Here is a 15,562-nt window from a genome sequence, read left to right as displayed (position 1 = left end):
TGACCCGTCAGGGGCCGCTGCCGCGCAGCAGCTCGGCGAGCTCGGTGGGGCCGAGGAGCCGCTCGGGGCGCACGAGCCGGTCGTCGGCGACGAAGTAGAACGCGCCTCCCACCTCGCGGCCGGAGAACCGGTCCATCTTCTCCACCGCCAGCGCATAGACGGACAGCTGGACGGTCATGGCGGCCAGCCGCTCGTCGTCGGGCACGCCGCCGGTCTTCCAGTCGATGACCTCGATGCCCTCGCCGCGGTCGAAGACGGCATCGATCTTGCCGGGGATGTGGACCCCGCCCAGATCGAGCTCGAAGGGCAGCTCGATCGCCAGCGGCTCGCGCTGGGCGAACTCGGAGGCCTCGAATGTCCGGCACAGGCGGTCGAATCGGTCCTCGAGCTCGGCCGGCAGCCGGCGCCGCTCCGCCTCGTCGGCCAGGCCCTCGAGGGCGGCCTGCCCGTAGCGCTGCTCGACCCAGGCATGGAACGCGGTGCCGAGCGCGGCGGCCGGGGCCGGGCCCTGCGGCATGGGCCGGGCGAGGTCGGTGAGGAACGCGCTGCGGTCGGCGCGCAGCGCCACGATGCTCGTGGTCGAGAGCCGTTCGGGCAGCGCACCGCGGAACTCGCGGGGCGCCCGGTCGGCCAGGAGGTCGAGCGCGCGGCGGGCGTAGGGGGCTGCGGGCCCGTCCGCGAGTGCGTCGAGCGCGACGGCGGGGGTCGCGGCCAGCTGCCGCAGGACCGCGGTGCGCAGCGCGAGCTCCGCCGCCGGCGGCTCGACGGGCCAGGGCACCGGCGGGGCATCCCCGGCCTCCACCTCCGCGTCCTCGGCGGGCAGCTCCACCTCGGCGCCGAGGGCCTCGATCGCCTCGAGGAGGAACGGGGAGAACTCGCTGCGCCTGGTGCGCCGGGGCGAGTGGGCCGCGGCGCCGAGCCACAGCTTGGTGCGGGCCCGGGTGATCGCGACGTAGGCCAGGCGGCGCTCCTCCGCGAGGCTCTGCTCGCTGAGCGCGGGGCCGAGGGTGCCCTTCAGCCAGTCGGCGAGCTCCTTCTGCGAGGCGAACGAGGTCGCCGTGAGGTCGAAGCGGGGCAGCTTGTCCCGGTCGCCGCGCAGCGGGTAGGGCAGCCGGCCCAGCGAGAGCCAGCCGCGCCCATCGCGGGGTGTGCTGGGCAGATCCCCCACGACGAGGTTGGGAATCGCCACCGCGTCGAACTCGAGGCCCTTCGAGGCGTGGACGGTCATGACGACGACGCTGCGGTCGGCGGGATCGGACCCGTCGGGCAGGGCTGCCTCGGCCACGGCGAGCGCCGCGGACTCCTCGGCCAGGGCGAGCCACGCGAGCAGGTCTTCGGCCCGCACCGCGGGGTCGGTGGCCACGTAGCCCGCCACCGTCGACAGCAGGGCGTCGATCGCGGCCCGGTGCTCGGCCGCCCGCGCCGGCGCCAGCGCCTCGATCTCCGCGTCGATGCGCAGCTCGCGCACGGCCTCGCGCACAAGCCCCGTCACCGTGGTCTGGGCCGCGCGCAGCCGGCGCAGGCTGCGGGCCAGCCGGCCGGCGCGCTCGCGGGCGTCCCCGCTCAGGCCAGCCGCGGCGATGTCGTCGCTCAGCTGCGGGCCCGGCTGCTGCGCGGCCAGGTCATCGAGGCACTCGGCCAGCCCGATCGGCTCGACATCGTCCGCGCTCGCGCCGAGGGCGACCTCGAGGCGCCGCTGGCGCAGCCGGCGCAGGCGGCCCAGCGCCGCGACGTCGGCCGCACCGAGTGCGCACGAGGCACCGGTGAGCAGGCGCATGAGGTGCTCGCCGGCTCCCGGGTCGACGACGACGTTGAGCGCGGCGAAGACGTCGGCCACGTAGGGATCGTCGAGGCCTCCGGCGCTCCCGGCCATGATGACTTCGAGGCCCGCCTGCTCGAGCGCCGCGGCGACGGAGGCGAAGTCCGCCCGCTTGCGGCACAGGACCGCGCGGGTGCCGTGGGTGCCGGCCATCCAGGTGGCGAGGGAGGCGAGCTGATCGGTGCCGTAGTCGGCGTCGGCGTGGCCCACCGTCACGGCGAGGGCCACATCGCCGGCCTGTGCCGTGGGCGCGGCGGTCAGCTGGGCGGCGGGGTCGATGTCCGGCAGCTGCGCGGCGATGCGGTTGGCCACCGCTAGCACCCGCCGGCTGTTGCGCCAGCTCGTCGTCAGGCCCAGCGTGCGCCCGGGCCCGCCGTCCGGGCCGGGGAAGTCGAGCGGGAACTGCCCGATGTTGCCGGCGCTGGCTCCGCGCCAGGCGTAGATCGACTGCCGCGGATCGCCCACCGCCATGACCGGCAGGCCCGCGAACATGAGCTGCAGGAGCTTCGCCTGGCTGTCCGAGGTGTCCTGGTATTCGTCGAGGAGGATGAGCTGCCAGCGCGAGCGCTCGATCTCGAGCGCCTGGGCGTCCTCGGCCATGATGCGGTGGGCGAACGCAACCTGGTCGGAGAACTGCATGGCGTGGCGGGCGCGCTTGAGGCTGCGGAAGCGCTCGACGAGGCCCGCGAGGCGGCGCTTGGCCTCGAGGGCGGCGACGTCGCTCGACAGGTCGTTTGCGCAGATGAAGTCCACGAGCTCGGCGCGGGTCGCCGCCGACCACAGCTTCGGCGGCGCCCCGCCCGTCGCGCCGATGATGCCCGCGAGCCGCGCGCGCAGCTCGGCCTTGTCCTCGGTCGGCATCTTCTTCCTGCCGATCGTCGCGTCGAGGGCCGCGAGGTAGTCCGGATTGAGCAGCGCGGCGAGGCTTGCGTCGATGTGCTCGACGACTCGGGCGGGGGTGCTCAGGTGCTCGTCGATCTGCCCTGCGAGTTCGAGCACGGCGGTGACGATCGTGCTGCGGGCCCTGCCCGCGGGCACCTCGGCTGGTCCCGCCGCGTCGACGATGCGGCCGGCGAGCAGGGTGGCGGAGGCGTCGTCGAGCAGGACCGTGTCCGGTTCGACGCCGATGGCCATGCCGTAGTCGCGCACGAGCCCGGCGGCGTAGGCGTTGTACGTCTGAACGCTGGGCACGTCGAGGCCGTCGAGCGGGCGCGGCGGCGCAGGGGCGCGGCCCGGCGCGCCGGCCGTGCCGCTCTGGCGCTGCCAGTGGCGCAGCGCCGCGAGGCCGCGCCGGATGCGGTGGCCGAGCTCCCCCACCGCCTTGCGGGTGAATGTGAGGCCCAGGATGGCGCTCGGCTCGATGAGCCCATTGGCGACGAGGTAGACGATGCGCTGGGCGAGCACCGTCGTCTTGCCCGACCCGGCGCCCGCGATGACGACGGTGGGGCCGAGTCCCGCCTCGATGACCGCCTCCTGTTCTGCGGTGGGCGGCGGTGAGCCCATGATCTGGGCGACCTCTCGCGCGCTCAGCCGCGCGACCGGGGCCACTCCCGCAGTCGCAGCGCTCACGGCGCCTCCTCTTCTCCGGCACCGGGGACCATGGCGGGGCAGGAGCTGCGCACGGGGCAGGTGCGGCAGACCGTGGTCGAGGGGGTGGCAGGGAACACCGCGCTTCGCATGCCCTCCGCGGTGCGCTCGATGAGCCGCAGCGCCCAGCCGGGATCGTCCGCCTCGGCCAGGGGCGGCTGGATCCGCCGGTTCGGCGCTGAGGCGCCGCTCTTGTGCGCCTTGCGCGGGTAGACGAGCTCGGCACCGCCCGCCGCCGTGCCGCCGAGCTGCTCGGCGCTTCGGCTGCCATCGGCCCCGGTGAGGGTGGCACCCGGAGTTTCGAGCGCCGCCTGGTAGGTGCCGAGCTGCGCGTGCTCGGCCATCTGCGCCTGGGTTGCCGGGACCTTGGCCGTCTTGAAATCTACGACGTGGAGCCGACCCTGCGCATCGCGCTCGAGGCGGTCGATCCGCCCGCGGATGCGCCAGGGGCCCGCGCGCTCCGGGTCGTCCGTGGCGGCGAGGACCTCCTCCTCGACCCCGAGGAGCTCGTAGCCCTCACCGCGCCGGGAGACGAGGAAGTCGTTGAGGTTCGTCACCATCCCCAGGCCCGCCTCGCGATCGGCCTCGCGCTGCCACGCAGAGGCGTAGGGCAGCTGCGCGAAGGCCTCCTCGAACTCGCGGCGCATGGCGTTCAGGCCCCCGTGCGGATGGTGCTCGGCAAGCGCGTGGATGAGCGTGCCGAGGGACTGCGCGGCGGTTTGGCCCGCCTGCCCGCCGCTGTCGGTGAGGAACCAACGCAGCCGGCACTCGGCGAACGACTCGACGCGCGAGGGCGAGATCGGCACGGTGTCGTGCTCGCCGAGCACGGGGTCCGTGGAGCTGATGCGCTGCCAGTTCAGCCACGTGGCCGGGCGGGCTTCGGGGACCCCGGCGGCCTCGAGGGCGCGCAGCAGCAGCGCCCAGTCCTGTCCGGCGGGGTCCGCACCGACCGCGGCACCGGCCTGCGCATCGGCGGTGCGGGCGTGCTCCTCGCGCAGCCGGCGGCGGGCGTGGGCGGCCACGCCGCGCAGGCTGAGGGGAAGGTCATCTTCACCCGTGTTGCCCGGTGCACCGGGCGCCCCGGCCGCGCCCCCGGGAGCCCCGCGGTGCTCGGCGGGGCCGAAGAGCTCCTCGCACAGGCGGAAGAACACGCCGGGGGTCTGCTCGCCGTCGTCGATGCTGGCGAGCACGAGTTCGGTGCGCGCCCGCCCGATGCCGCACAGCAGGAGGCGCCCCTCCTCGTCCACCGTGGCCCGCTGGCGCCGGCGGTATTCGGCGGGGTCGAGACCGGGCGGGGGCGTGCCCTCCATGGCGCTCGCGAGGCCCGCGAGGTCGAACACGGTGCCGCGGACCCGCGGGTTGGGCCACGTCCCCTCTTCGAGGTCGACGATGCACACGCGCTCGAACTGCGTGTGCGCCACCGCAGCGGGCGGGGCCACGGTGACGATGTCGCCGTCGGCGCCCTGCGCGAGCGAGTCCTGCGCGAAGTGCTGATCGGCCACGAGCTCGGCGAAACCGGCGGCGTCGAGGTTGCCGCGCTCGGCGAGCTTTTCCGCGAGGGCCATGAGGCGCACGACGGCATCGAGGCGGTCGTTGTGGGGGCTGGTAGGGCTGGCGAGGGCCCGCCGGCGCCAGTCCTCGGCGACGCCCGCCGCGGTCCACAGCCGCCACAGCGCGGTGTGCGGATCGAGTGCGGCGGACTCCACCGCGGCGTCGAGGATGCGGTGCACGGTGCGCAGCGGGCCCGGCAGCCGATCACTCGGCAGCTCCCGCAGCGCGCGGTCGATGAAGCCGTCGCGTCCGCCGGGCGCGTCGGCGGCGCCGGGCGCGTCAGCGGCGCCGGGTTCCGCCGCCGGGGCTTCCATTCCATCCCCCGGTGCCTCAGTTTCCTCCCTCGGGGTGCTGGGATGCTCCGCCGGGTCGCCGTGCGTCTCCCCCAGGTCCGCGGCACGGTCTGGGGGGCCGGCGCCCTCGGCGGGCCCGAGGTCGCCGGCGAGTTCGCGCTCGAGGCCGCGCAGGGCGATGGCGTCCAGCCCCACGTACGGCCCGGTGAGCAGCTCGCGGGCCAGCGCCCCCAGCCCCGCGCGGTCGCCCGGGTCGAGGGTGAGCGCGCGCAGCAGCGGTGCGGTGGCACGGTCCACACCGAACGGCAACTGGGTGTGGGCGACGGGGATGCCGAGGTATTCGAGCTGCTGGGCCAGCGCCGCGGCGGTTCCCGCCGTGCGCGTGAGCAGCGCGCAGTCGGCCCACGGCACGCCCTCGTCGTGGTGCCAGCCGCGCAGCAGTGCGGCCAGCGACCGCGTCTGCGCGGCAGCGCCCTCGAAGGTGCGCAGGCGCACGGTGGAGGGCCCTGCGGGATCCTCGGCCGCGGTGGCCGGGACGTGGCGCAGCGCCAGCGCGGCGGAGACCGTACGAGCGAGCTCCCGATAGCAGCGCAGGATCTCCCCACGTCCGCGGGCGGGCTCGCGCAGCACGAGCGGGCCCCGCCCGCCGCCCGCCTCGAGCGCCCAGCGCAGCACGGCGCCGCGCGCCCCGCGGAACGATTGGCTCGCCGTGTCCGGCGAGGCGAAGACGACGATGCGCGTGCCCAGTTCCCGCAGCCGGGCGAGCATGGGAACCGCCGCGTCGGGGACGTCCTGCGCCGCGTCCAGGAGCAGGTAGCGGGGCGCCGGCTCGGAGGAGAAGCTCCACGGCTGCCCGGCGGCGGTGCCGGCGGCCACCTCGCCGGCGATCGCGGCCGCCGCCTCGACGAACACGGCCGCGGTGTCGACGCCGCCGAAGTTCGGCACCGCGAGGAGGTCCGCGTAGTCCTGCAGCACCTGGGCGACGACGAGCCACTCGCCGCGCCCGAACCGCTGGGCGGCCGCGGCGATCTCGCTCTGGGCCCAGTCGCGGCCCATGACCTCGTTGAGGGCCTCGCGCAGGTGGTCGCGGAAGCCCGCGGTCGCTCGCAGCTCCGGGGACATGCGCGCGGTCCACGTGGGCGGGGCCTGCCGCCCGGCGTCGTAGCCGGCGAGCAGCTCGGCCAGCAGCGCGTCCTGATCGGCGCCGGAGACGAACGACACGGGCGATCCGAACGCGGTCTGGGCGTGCGCGGAGACCAGCCCGAACGCGAACGAGTGCACGCTGCGCGCCGGGGGGCCCTGCCGGAGCCCGGCGGCACCCGCGCCCAGTTCGTCGCGCAGCGCATCGGCTCCCTCGCGGCTGGGGGTGAGCACCGCGATCTCCTCGGGGCGCACGCCGCGGGCGCCCAGCGCCGCGTGCAGCCGGCGCAGCAGGGCGGTCTTGCCCGTGCCGGCCCCGCCCACCACCGGGACGACCTGCGCTGCCGCAAGCGCCTCCACCAGCTCCGCCTGCACTGCCTCGAGGCTCGCCGAGAGCCCGGCGCCGGTGCCGGTGCCGCTCGCGGACTCCCCCGCCGCCTCGCGTGCACCGCCGGCCGCGGGCTGCGGCTGCGGGGTGGGCTCTGCTGTGCTCATGGGCCCATTCCACCACGCACCACGGACACGGCGCCGCGCCGGGCCGCGCGGCCCCATATCTACCCGTGATATCTACCCGTGCGTCCCTCCATCCGGCACGGCCGACGCCCCCAGCGGACCCCACTGGCCCGGGCGGTGCGGGGCCGGGGTGAGAACGGGCAGCGTCGGCGGGAGGCGCCACGGGCACCGCGTATCCGGCACGGGCTCGGGAAAAGTCCAAGGCAGGGGGCACGGGAAGACGCGGGCTGCGCGCACCGCTGTCCCGGCAGGGCGCCCAGCGGTCCCGGTGCCGGGCACTGTTGCCCGGCAGCGCTGCGCTGCCCCGGTGCTGCACTGCTGTCGTCAGGTTCCCGGCGCTGCGCTGCGCTGTGCTTCCGGTGCTGCGCTGTGCTTCCGGCGCTGCGCTGTGCCCGGTGTTCGCGCTGCCGGCGCTCGCACTCCCGCTGCCGCCACCGCTGCTCGCCCTGCCGCTGCCGACACTGTGCTGCGCTCCCGGCACTGCACTGTGCTGTCGGCACTGCGCTGTGCTCCCGGCGTCCCGCTCTACTCCCGGCACTGCGCCGTGCTCCCGGCGTTGCGGCCTACTCCCGCCGCTGCGCTGCGCTCCCGGAATTGCGCTGCCGCGCCCGGTGTTGCGCTGTGGACGAAACCCGGCGGGGAGCAGCGCTGGCGGCCGTACAGTGGGGTCGTCGGCGGCGCGGCGCGGACTCGCCGCGGCCACCGCGCCGGATCCGCGGTGCTCACCTGGGCCGCGCGGTGCTCACCCGGCCCGCGCCTCGGGCCCGGGCAGCATTCGGCCCCGCCGCCCCGCACCACCTGCAGAAGAGGAGAACAGCATGGAGATCAAGATCGGCATCCGCCAGTCCAACCGCGAGGTCGTCGTCGAAAGCGACCTGAGCGCCGATGAGCTCGCCGAGCGCGTGTCCGCCGCCCTCGCGGCCGAGGGCGTGCTCTCCCTCGAGGACGCGAAGACCAAGGGCCGCCGCGTGCTCATCCCCGCCGAGCAGCTCGCCTACGTCGAGACCGGCGCGGAGCACCAGGCCCGCGTGGGCTTCGGCATCGCCTGAGCGAGCCACCCCCACCGGGCCCGCCGAGCCCGTGCGCACCGCAGCCGAGGCGCCCACGCGAGGGCGCCTCGGCTGCGGTGCTGCTGCGGCCAGGCAAACCCAGCGCCCGCTCCCGCCCGGTCAGCCGTGCACGGGGCCGACCTACCAACGGGGCTGAGCACGCAGCCGGCCGGCAGGGCCGAGCGCCGGGCGGCGCTCAGGCGACGAGGCCGAGGGCGGACATCCGCCGCGAGTGCTCGGACAGCGCGTGCTGCGTGAGCTCCGCGGAATCGACGCTCGCGCGCGGGAACTGCTCGGTGAGCTCGCGGACCCGGTGGAGCGTCTCCGCCACGAGCTTGCGGCCCCACAGGGCCAGGCGCGAGGCCAGCACCGGATCGCCGGCCACGGCGGCGGCCAGGCGCTCGCGGAGGTAATCGGCCTGCCGTGTATCATTCAAGGCGGTGACGGCGACCTCGTGGCTCGCCTCATCGAGCTCGCCCAGGGCCGCTCGGCTGAAGTCCTTCATGATCCCGTCGTAGACGTAGCCCTTCATGAGGCTCTCGTACCAGTCCTTGGGCTTCGTCCGCTCGCGAAACGCCGTGAACGACGGCTCGGCCTCCGCCAGGAGGCGGGGCAGGTCTCCACCGAGATCCTCGATGCGGTCCGTGAGCGCCTCGAAGTGCGCCAGCGACCGCCCGGCGATCCGGGACAGGTCGATCGAATCGCGCACGGTGGGCGCGTACTGCGCATCCGTGGCCATCCGGTGGAACGCGGAGAGCTCGCTCAACGACAGGATCGCAAGCGTCGTCACCGAAGCGTCGGAGGAATCGGGCGTGGGCATGGCCCCACCCTATCCCGCCGGCGAGATGACAGCGTGCTCCCGCGGGAGCACCGTGAGGAGTGAAGAAACATGTCAGCAGATCCCAACGCGGCGACCGCCGCGCAGCCGGCCGACGAGCAGTCCGCCCCGCCCGCCGTGCTCGTGGCCGATGCCGCGCCCGCAGGCGAGACCGCGCCCGCCGCCGAGGCGGAGCTCGGCGAGGCCGACCTCGTCGCCGCCCGCCCCGGCTCGGAGCCCACCGAGCAGACGTTCGCCGACTTCGGCGTCGCCGAGCCCATCGTCGAGGCGCTGGCCGAGGACGGCATCGTCCACCCGTTCCCCATCCAGGCGCTCACCCTCCCGGTGGCGCTGACCGGTGCGGACATCATCGGCCAGGCCAAGACCGGCACCGGCAAGACCCTGGGCTTCGGCATCCCACTGCTCCAGCGCTGCGTCGCCCCCGACGAAGACGGCGCCGAGCCCGCCGAGGGGCGCGCCCCTCAGGCGCTCGTCGTCGCGCCCACCCGCGAGCTCGCCAACCAGGTCGCCGAGGACCTGCGCACCGCCTCGACGAAGCGCAGCCTGTCGATCGTGACGATCTACGGCGGCAAGGACTTCGATCCGCAGATCAAGGCCCTCAAGGACGGCGTCGACGTGGTCGTCGGCACCCCGGGCCGCCTGCTCGACCTCTACGGCCGCCGCGTGCTGCGCCTGGACCGCGTGCGCACCGTCGTCCTCGACGAGGCAGACGAGATGCTCGACCTGGGCTTCCTGCCCGATGTCGAGCGCATCATCGCCGCGCTGCCCGCCAGCCGGCAGACGATGCTGTTCTCTGCGACGATGCCGGGTGCGGTCATCTCCATGGCCCGCCGCTACATGAGCCGGCCCACCCACATCCGCTCGCAGGAGGTGGGCGACGACTCGCAGACGGCGCGCAACACCGTCCAGCACGTCTACCGGGCCCACTCGATGGACAAGGCGGAGATGGTCGCGCGCCTGCTCCAGGCCGAGGGCCGCGGGCGCACGATCATCTTCGCCCGCACCAAGCGCACGGCGGACAAGCTCGCCGAGGAGCTCGCCGACCGCGGCTTCGATGCGCGCCCGCTGCACGGCGACCTCAACCAGGGCATGCGCGAGAAGGCCCTCAAGGCCTTCCGCGAGGGCAAGTCCGATGTGCTCGTGGCCACCGACGTGGCGGCCCGCGGCATCGACATCGACGATGTCACCCACGTCGTGAACTACCAGTGCCCGGACGACGAGAAGACCTACATCCACCGGATCGGCCGGACGGGCCGCGCCGGCCACTCGGGCATCGCCGTCACGCTCGTGGACTGGGACGACATCCCGCGCTGGAAGCTCATCAACCGGGCGCTCGGCCTCGACTTCGACGAGCCGGCGGAGACCTACTCGACCTCCCCGCACTTCTACGAGGAGCTGGGCATCCCGCAGGGCACGAAGGGCCGGCTCAAGCGCCGCCGCCCGGCCGCCGGCGAGGTCGTCGAGGACCGGCCCGGCGACGATGCGCCCGCCCGTCGCTCCGAGCGCTCGCGCGGCGAGTCGCGCTCGAACGGCCGCAGCGAGTCGCGCTCCGAGGGCCGCTCGCGCTCGCGTCGGCGCACGCGCTCCGGCTCCGAGAATGCCCAGGGGGCGCAGAACGCCCAGGGCGCCCAGGACTCCGCCGCTCCCGCGGGCGCGCAGCACGGCGCGGGAGCCGAGGCGGGGACCGGGGATGCCCCGCGCCGCCGGCGCCGCCGCCGGGGCGGCCGCGGCCGCGGGGCCGGCCAGGGCGGCGGCGAGCAGGGTGGCTCGGCCCAGGCCGGGTCCGACCAGGGCTGAGCCCGGGGCACCGAACGCACCCAGGGGCGCGCACTCAGCGGAGTGCGCGCCCCTGTGTCGTGAACCGGCCGCGTCATGGACGGGCTGTGCCATGGGCGGTGAACGGCTCATGGGAGGGCTGTGCCATGGGGGGGTAGCCGCGTCGTGGGAGGGCCGTGCATCGTAGGTGGGCTGCGCTGTGCGGGGCCTGCATCCTGGCGGCGCGTGTCTTTCGGGGGCGCGTGTCTTTCGGGGGCCCGTGTCTTGTGGGGACATGGCGCAGTTGGGCAGCCCTCAGCCTGACCCCAGCTCAGCGCCTCGGCCCGGCACCAGGGCAGCGCCTCAGCCCGGCAGGAAGTCGCTGCCCGACGCCCGCTCGACGAGCGCGGCGAGCTGCTCGGGCGCCGTGGAGTGCTCGCCCAGCCGGTTGGGCTTGCCCGCCCCGTGGTAGTCGCTCGAGCCCGTGGTGAGGAGCCCGTTGTCGGCTGCGATCGCGCGCAGCCGTTCCCGCGCCTCGGGCGGGTTGTCCCGGTGGTCGACCTCGAGTCCGTCGAGTCCGGCTGCGATCATCTGCGCGAAGCCCTCCCGGGGCACCACGCGCCCGCGGCTGGCGGCCATGGGATGGGCGAAGACGGAGACGCCGCCCGCCTCGCGGACCATGCGGATGGCGTCGACCGGGGAGATCGTGGGCAGCGAGACGTAGTACTTCGAGGCGCCGGAGAGGATCTGCGCGAACGCCGCCGAGCGGTCGGGCACGACGCCGGCGGCCACGAGCGCGTCCGCCAGGTGCGGGCGCCCGATCGTCGCGCCGTCGCCCGCCTGGGCGCGCACGCCCTCCCACGTGATCGGGAAGTCCTCGGCCAGCCGCTCGGCCATCGTGCGGGTGCGCCGCAGCCGGGCCTCGCGCGCGGCGTCGGCCGTCGCGGTGAGCTCCGCCCCCCGCGGATCGTGGAGGTAGGACAGGAGATGGACGCTGATGCCTTCCCAGTGGCACGAGACCTCCATGCCGCGCAGCAGCCCCACGCCGTGCTCGCGGGCCGCGCGGGCGGACTCGTCCCAGCCGCTGACCGTGTCGTGGTCCGTGAGCCCCAGCACCGCGATCCCGGAGGCCGCCGCATCGGCGATCAGCTCCGCCGGCGCCTGCGTGCCGTCCGAGCGCCGCGAATGGGTGTGGGCATCGATCGTCATGCGCCGAGTCTAGCCAGGCGGCTCGCGGCCGGCGCCGCTCCCCGCGCCGTGGCCCGCTCCCGTGGCCCGCTCCCGTGTCACTCCCGGGTCCTAGACTGACACCATGTCCAACCCAGAGACCCCCGCGACGCCCGAGCCCATCGACCCCAGTGCCGCCGCTCCCCCGGCCGCCGGCGAGCCCGAGCTGGATGAGCGCGTGAACAACCGCTCCCGCCGGCCCGCCTCGGCCGCGTTCCGCGACTTCGTGGCGGCGGGCTGGGACACCTCGGCACAGGAGGCCGAGCCGCTGGCCGCGGCGGCCTTCACGCCCGCCCGCCGCGCCGCCGTGTCCGCGCGCTTCCCCGGCGAGCGCATCGTCGTGCCCGCGGGCCCGCTCAAGGTCCGCTCGAACGACACGGACTACCGGTTCCGCGCGCACTCCGCGTTCATCCACCTCACCGGCCTGGAGACGGACTCGGAGCCGGACTCGGTGCTCGTCATGGAGCCCACCGACGACGGCCACGAGGCGACCTTCTACTTCCGCCCGCGCGCCGGCTTCGACACGGAGGAGTTCTTCTCCGATTCGCGCTACGGCGAGTACTGGGTGGGCCCGCGCGATGACCTGCGCACGATGTCCGTGCGCACCGGCATCGCCTGCCGCGACAGCGCCGAGGCGCCCGAGGCCATCGCGAAGGACCTCGGCTCGGTCTCCGTGCGCCTCGTCCGCGCGGCCGACGAGGCCGTCCAGACCCAGGTCGACGAGGCGCGCGCACAGGTCCAGGCCGACCTCGAGACCGCGCGGGCCGGCGATGACGAGCTCGCGGAGTTCCTCTCCGAGCTGCGCCTCATCAAGGACAGCCACGAGGTCGACGCGCTGCGCGAGGCCGTGGCCATCACCCGCGAGGGCTTCGACCGCGTCGTGGCCGCGCTGCCGGCCGCGCTGGCGGACGAGCGCGGCGAGCGGGTCATCGAGACGGCGTTCGAGACCGCCGCGCGCACGGCGGGCAACGGGGTCGGCTACGACACGATCGCCGCGGCCGGCGACCACGCGTGCACCCTGCACTGGATCAAGAACACCGGGCGGGTGAGCCCGGGCGACCTCGTCCTCGTCGACGCGGGCGCGGAGGCGGACTCGCTCTACACGGCCGATGTCACCCGCACCCTGCCGGTCGACGGCACGTTCACGCCCGTGCAGGCGAAGGTCTACGATGCCGTGCTCGAGGCGGCCGATGCCGCGTTCGCCCGCGCCGCCGAGCACGCCACGCGCCCGGTGATCTTCGCCGAGGTGCACGATGCGGCGATGGAGGTCCTCGCCCACCGGCTCGAGGAGTTCGGCCTGCTGCCGGTCACCGCAGAGCAGGCGCTGAGCCCCGAGGGCCAGCAGCACCGGCGCTGGATGGTCCACGGCACCAGCCACCACCTGGGCCTCGATGTGCACGACTGCGCGCAGGCCCGCGCGGACATGTACCTGGGCGCGCGCCTGGAGCCCGGCATGGTCTTCACGATCGAGCCCGGACTGTACTTCAAGGCCGCGGACCTCCTCATCCCGGCGGAGTTCCGCGGGATCGGCGTGCGCATCGAGGACGACGTCCTCGTCACCCCCGACGGGGTGGAGAACCTCTCCGCCGCCTTCCCGCGCACCCGCGCCGAGGTCGAGGCGTGGGTGCGCGGGGCCGGGCGCGCGGGTTCCACGGCCGCAGGCTCGGCTGCGGCGCGGGCCTGATGCCACTGCCGCCGCAGGGCCGCCTGGCCCGGGGCGCCGGGCTGGGAGCCGTCCCCGGTGTGCGGCTGGGCCTGTGGGGCAGTGTCGAGGCGCTGACCGGGGTCGCCGTCGTCCTGCCCCCGCCGGGCACCGCCGCCGGCGTCGATGTGCGCGGCGGTGGGCCCGCCAGCCGTGAGACCGCGATCCTGGCCCCCGGCACGCTCGAGTACGGGGCGGACGCGGTGGTCCTCACGGGAGGCTCTGCGTTCGGACTGGCCGCGGCCGGCGGTGTGCAGGCGGGTCTGGCCGAGCAGGGCATCGGCTGCCCCGCCGGCGCCGGGCTGCGCGTGCCGATCGTGCCCGCCGCGGCGATCTTCGACCTGGGCCGGGCCGACGGCGCGCCCCATCCGCCCGGTGAGGCCGAGGGCCGCGCGGCGCTTGACGGCGCCCTCGAGCCCGCGGGCGGGCGCCAACCGGTGCGCGGCAGTGCGGGCCCCGGCCTGGGCGCCTGGACCGGGCGCGGGGTCAGCCGCGGGGGCCTGGGCCAGGCGGCCGTGACGACCCCGGCCGGCCACACGGTCGCAGCCCTCGTCGTGGCCAATCCCATGGGCACGGTGCTCGGCGCCGATGGCGGGCTCCACGCAGCCTCCGCGCTCGCCGGCTACGGGGTCGAGCTGCCGCGGGTCGATCCCCGCGCGGTGCGCGAGCTGCTCACCGGCGCGGGCGCCGCACCCGGGGCCCCTGCCGCCACGGCGGGCGGGGCTGCACCGCCCGGGGCTGGGCGGTCGAGCGCGCCGCCAGCGACCGCGGGACCGCTCAACACCACGATCGCCTGCCTCGTCACGGACGCGGCTCTCACCGACGCCCAGGCCACTCGCCTTGCCGCCTCCGCGCACGCCGGCATCGCGCGGGCCGTGTGGCCCTCGCACACGCTCTTCGACGGCGACACGGTGTTCGCCCTCGCGCTGGGCTCGCAGCCCCTGCCGGCCGGGCCGGCCGCGGGCGAGGCGCTGGCGCTGCTCAACATCGCCGCCGCCGATGCCCTGAGCGCGGCGATCGTCGACGCGGTGCTCTGCGCGGACGACGGGCCCGAGCCCGGCGGCTCGGCCGGCGCCGGGCACCGGGAGGACCGAGCGCGCCGGGAAGCGGAGGGGGCCGACTCCCCCGCTGCGCCGCGTCCGCCGGCGCTGGCCTCGGTGTTCCCGGAGCTCGCGCGGGCCTGGCGCGCCGTCGACTGAGCCCCGGCCGGGCATGACCGACCCGGCACGCGGCGGACGCGCCGCGGACCCGCACTCAGCCGGTGCTCGTCCAGTGGATGCCCGCCATCGGCGGATGCGCGCCAGGTGAGCGCGGCGCGTGCGGGCTCTGCCCTGCTCGAACTCATGCCGGCCCAGAAGAGTGCGCGTGACCGGTGCGCGCGCCCAGCGCTGCGCGCCCTCGGTGCGCGTGCGCTCAGTGCGTGCCGAGCAGCAGCCGCGCCTCGGCGGCCCGGGCGGGGGCGCACACGATGTCGTAGCGCCCGGCGAGCACCTGCGGCCGGCCGGCCACGGAGCCCCGGCGGCCCGCCTGCCAGCGCATGAGCAGGCCCCAGATGATGCCGATGCCCACGCCGATGAGCAGGGCGGGCAGCAGTCCGCCGGAGGTGAGCGACTGGTCCCCGCCCAGCAGCGCCATGATGAGGCCCAGGAACAGGCCCAGCCACGCCCCGGACAGCGCGCCGGAGCCGGCCGCCGCAGCCCAGCTGCGCAGGCCCTCCATCGACTCGACGATCGCGACGTCGGAGCCGACGATCGTAAGCGCGCTGACGTCGAAGTCGCGCTCGGCCAGCCGCGCGACGGCGGCGCGCGCTTCCTCGTGCTTCGAGTACGAGGCGATCGTCTCCCCGCGGGGGACTTCCGTGATGGGCTGCTTGGGCATGGGCCCAGCCTAGCCGCCGGGCACGGCACGGCCCGCCCAGCGGGCGCCCGCGCCCACCGCGGCGGTGCGGCGGGCGCCCGGGTCCCGGTCGCAAACCTCCACGTCAGGGCCGCAGAATTCGGCCGCAGAAGTCCGCTCCATGGGGCCCCGGTGAGGCGCCCGTCGCGGCGTGGACACCGCTGCCGGGCGCACCCCGCGCTGGCGTAGGCT

At 75.6% G+C, this 15,562-nt stretch carries 9 protein-coding genes; 4 read left to right on the top strand and 5 right to left on the bottom strand.

The annotated features are described in order from the left end of the window. Positions 1 to 7: 7 nt before the first annotated feature. Both BRM1_RS01035 and BRM1_RS01030 read right to left on the bottom strand, forming a co-directional pair. Positions 8 to 3,388: an ATP-dependent helicase gene (locus tag BRM1_RS01035; protein WP_268527280.1), complete on the bottom strand. Its 3,381-nt coding sequence runs from the start codon at positions 3,386 to 3,388 to the stop codon at positions 8 to 10. Then, the gene (locus tag BRM1_RS01030; protein WP_268527277.1) at positions 3,385 to 6,885 is read right to left on the bottom strand and encodes a UrvD/REP family ATP-dependent DNA helicase; all 3,501 of its coding nucleotides are present in this window, start codon (positions 6,883 to 6,885) and stop codon (positions 3,385 to 3,387) included. The genes BRM1_RS01035 and BRM1_RS01030 overlap by 4 nt, the downstream gene beginning before the upstream one ends. 836 nt (positions 6,886 to 7,721) lie before the next feature. Here BRM1_RS01030 and BRM1_RS01025 point away from each other — a divergent pair. Beyond that, complete coding sequence (locus BRM1_RS01025; RefSeq protein WP_160952879.1) at positions 7,722 to 7,952, top strand: DUF3107 domain-containing protein; 231 nt, start codon at positions 7,722 to 7,724, stop codon at positions 7,950 to 7,952. A 196-nt stretch (positions 7,953 to 8,148) separates the two neighbouring features. Here BRM1_RS01025 and BRM1_RS01020 read toward each other — a convergent pair whose 3' ends face one another. Further along, complete coding sequence (locus BRM1_RS01020) at positions 8,149 to 8,772, bottom strand: ferritin-like fold-containing protein (RefSeq protein WP_268527273.1); 624 nt, start codon at positions 8,770 to 8,772, stop codon at positions 8,149 to 8,151. A gap of 69 nt (positions 8,773 to 8,841) precedes the next feature. Here BRM1_RS01020 and BRM1_RS01015 point away from each other — a divergent pair, with 69 nt between their 5' ends. Next, positions 8,842 to 10,587, top strand: coding sequence for a DEAD/DEAH box helicase (locus BRM1_RS01015; RefSeq protein ID WP_268527270.1), 1,746 nt, complete (start codon positions 8,842 to 8,844; stop codon positions 10,585 to 10,587). 321 nt (positions 10,588 to 10,908) lie between these two features. Here BRM1_RS01015 and BRM1_RS01010 read toward each other — a convergent pair whose 3' ends face one another. Continuing rightward, positions 10,909 to 11,754, bottom strand: coding sequence for a PHP domain-containing protein (locus BRM1_RS01010; protein WP_268527268.1), 846 nt, complete (start codon positions 11,752 to 11,754; stop codon positions 10,909 to 10,911). A 103-nt stretch (positions 11,755 to 11,857) separates the two neighbouring features. Between BRM1_RS01010 and BRM1_RS01005 the strand changes: the two genes are divergently transcribed. Both BRM1_RS01005 and BRM1_RS01000 read left to right on the top strand, forming a co-directional pair. Beyond that, positions 11,858 to 13,456, top strand: a complete 1,599-nt coding sequence (locus BRM1_RS01005; RefSeq protein WP_268527266.1) for an aminopeptidase P family protein — start codon at positions 11,858 to 11,860, stop codon at positions 13,454 to 13,456. Next, on the top strand, positions 13,456 to 14,673 hold the full coding sequence (locus BRM1_RS01000; RefSeq protein ID WP_268527261.1) for a P1 family peptidase: 1,218 nt from the start codon (positions 13,456 to 13,458) through the stop codon (positions 14,671 to 14,673). Before BRM1_RS01005 ends, BRM1_RS01000 begins: the two co-directional genes overlap by 1 nt. Positions 14,674 to 14,887: 214 nt before the next feature. Here the strand turns inward: BRM1_RS01000 and BRM1_RS00995 are convergent, their stop codons facing one another. Further along, positions 14,888 to 15,352 carry a general stress protein gene (locus BRM1_RS00995; protein WP_160954202.1) on the bottom strand — a complete coding sequence of 155 codons (465 nt, stop codon included), beginning with the start codon at positions 15,350 to 15,352 and terminating at the stop codon, positions 14,888 to 14,890. Between the last annotated feature and the right edge of the window lie 210 nt (positions 15,353 to 15,562).

It is taken from the genome of Brevibacterium sp. BRM-1, assembly GCF_026802075.1.
Taxonomy (GTDB): domain Bacteria; phylum Actinomycetota; class Actinomycetes; order Actinomycetales; family Brevibacteriaceae; genus Brevibacterium; species Brevibacterium rongguiense.
The sequence above is the reverse complement of the archived record's forward strand: the minus strand, read 5'-3'. Positions and strand labels throughout refer to the sequence as shown.

Bases quoted from the DNA above. Each gene is read 5' to 3' on its own strand.
- BRM1_RS01030 (WP_268527277.1), bottom strand. From the start codon at position 6,885: ATGAGCACAGCAGAGCCCACCCCGCAGCCGCAGCCCGCGGCCGGCGGT.
- BRM1_RS01005 (WP_268527266.1), top strand. From the start codon at position 11,858: ATGTCCAACCCAGAGACCCCCGCGACGCCCGAGCCCATCGACCCCAGT.
- BRM1_RS01020 (WP_268527273.1), bottom strand. From the start codon at position 8,772: ATGCCCACGCCCGATTCCTCCGACGCTTCGGTGACGACGCTTGCGATC.
- BRM1_RS00995 (WP_160954202.1), bottom strand. From the start codon at position 15,352: ATGCCCAAGCAGCCCATCACGGAAGTCCCCCGCGGGGAGACGATCGCC.
- BRM1_RS01025 (WP_160952879.1), top strand. From the start codon at position 7,722: ATGGAGATCAAGATCGGCATCCGCCAGTCCAACCGCGAGGTCGTCGTC.
- BRM1_RS01015 (WP_268527270.1), top strand. From the start codon at position 8,842: ATGTCAGCAGATCCCAACGCGGCGACCGCCGCGCAGCCGGCCGACGAG.
- BRM1_RS01000 (WP_268527261.1), top strand. From the start codon at position 13,456: ATGCCACTGCCGCCGCAGGGCCGCCTGGCCCGGGGCGCCGGGCTGGGA.
- BRM1_RS01010 (WP_268527268.1), bottom strand. From the start codon at position 11,754: ATGACGATCGATGCCCACACCCATTCGCGGCGCTCGGACGGCACGCAG.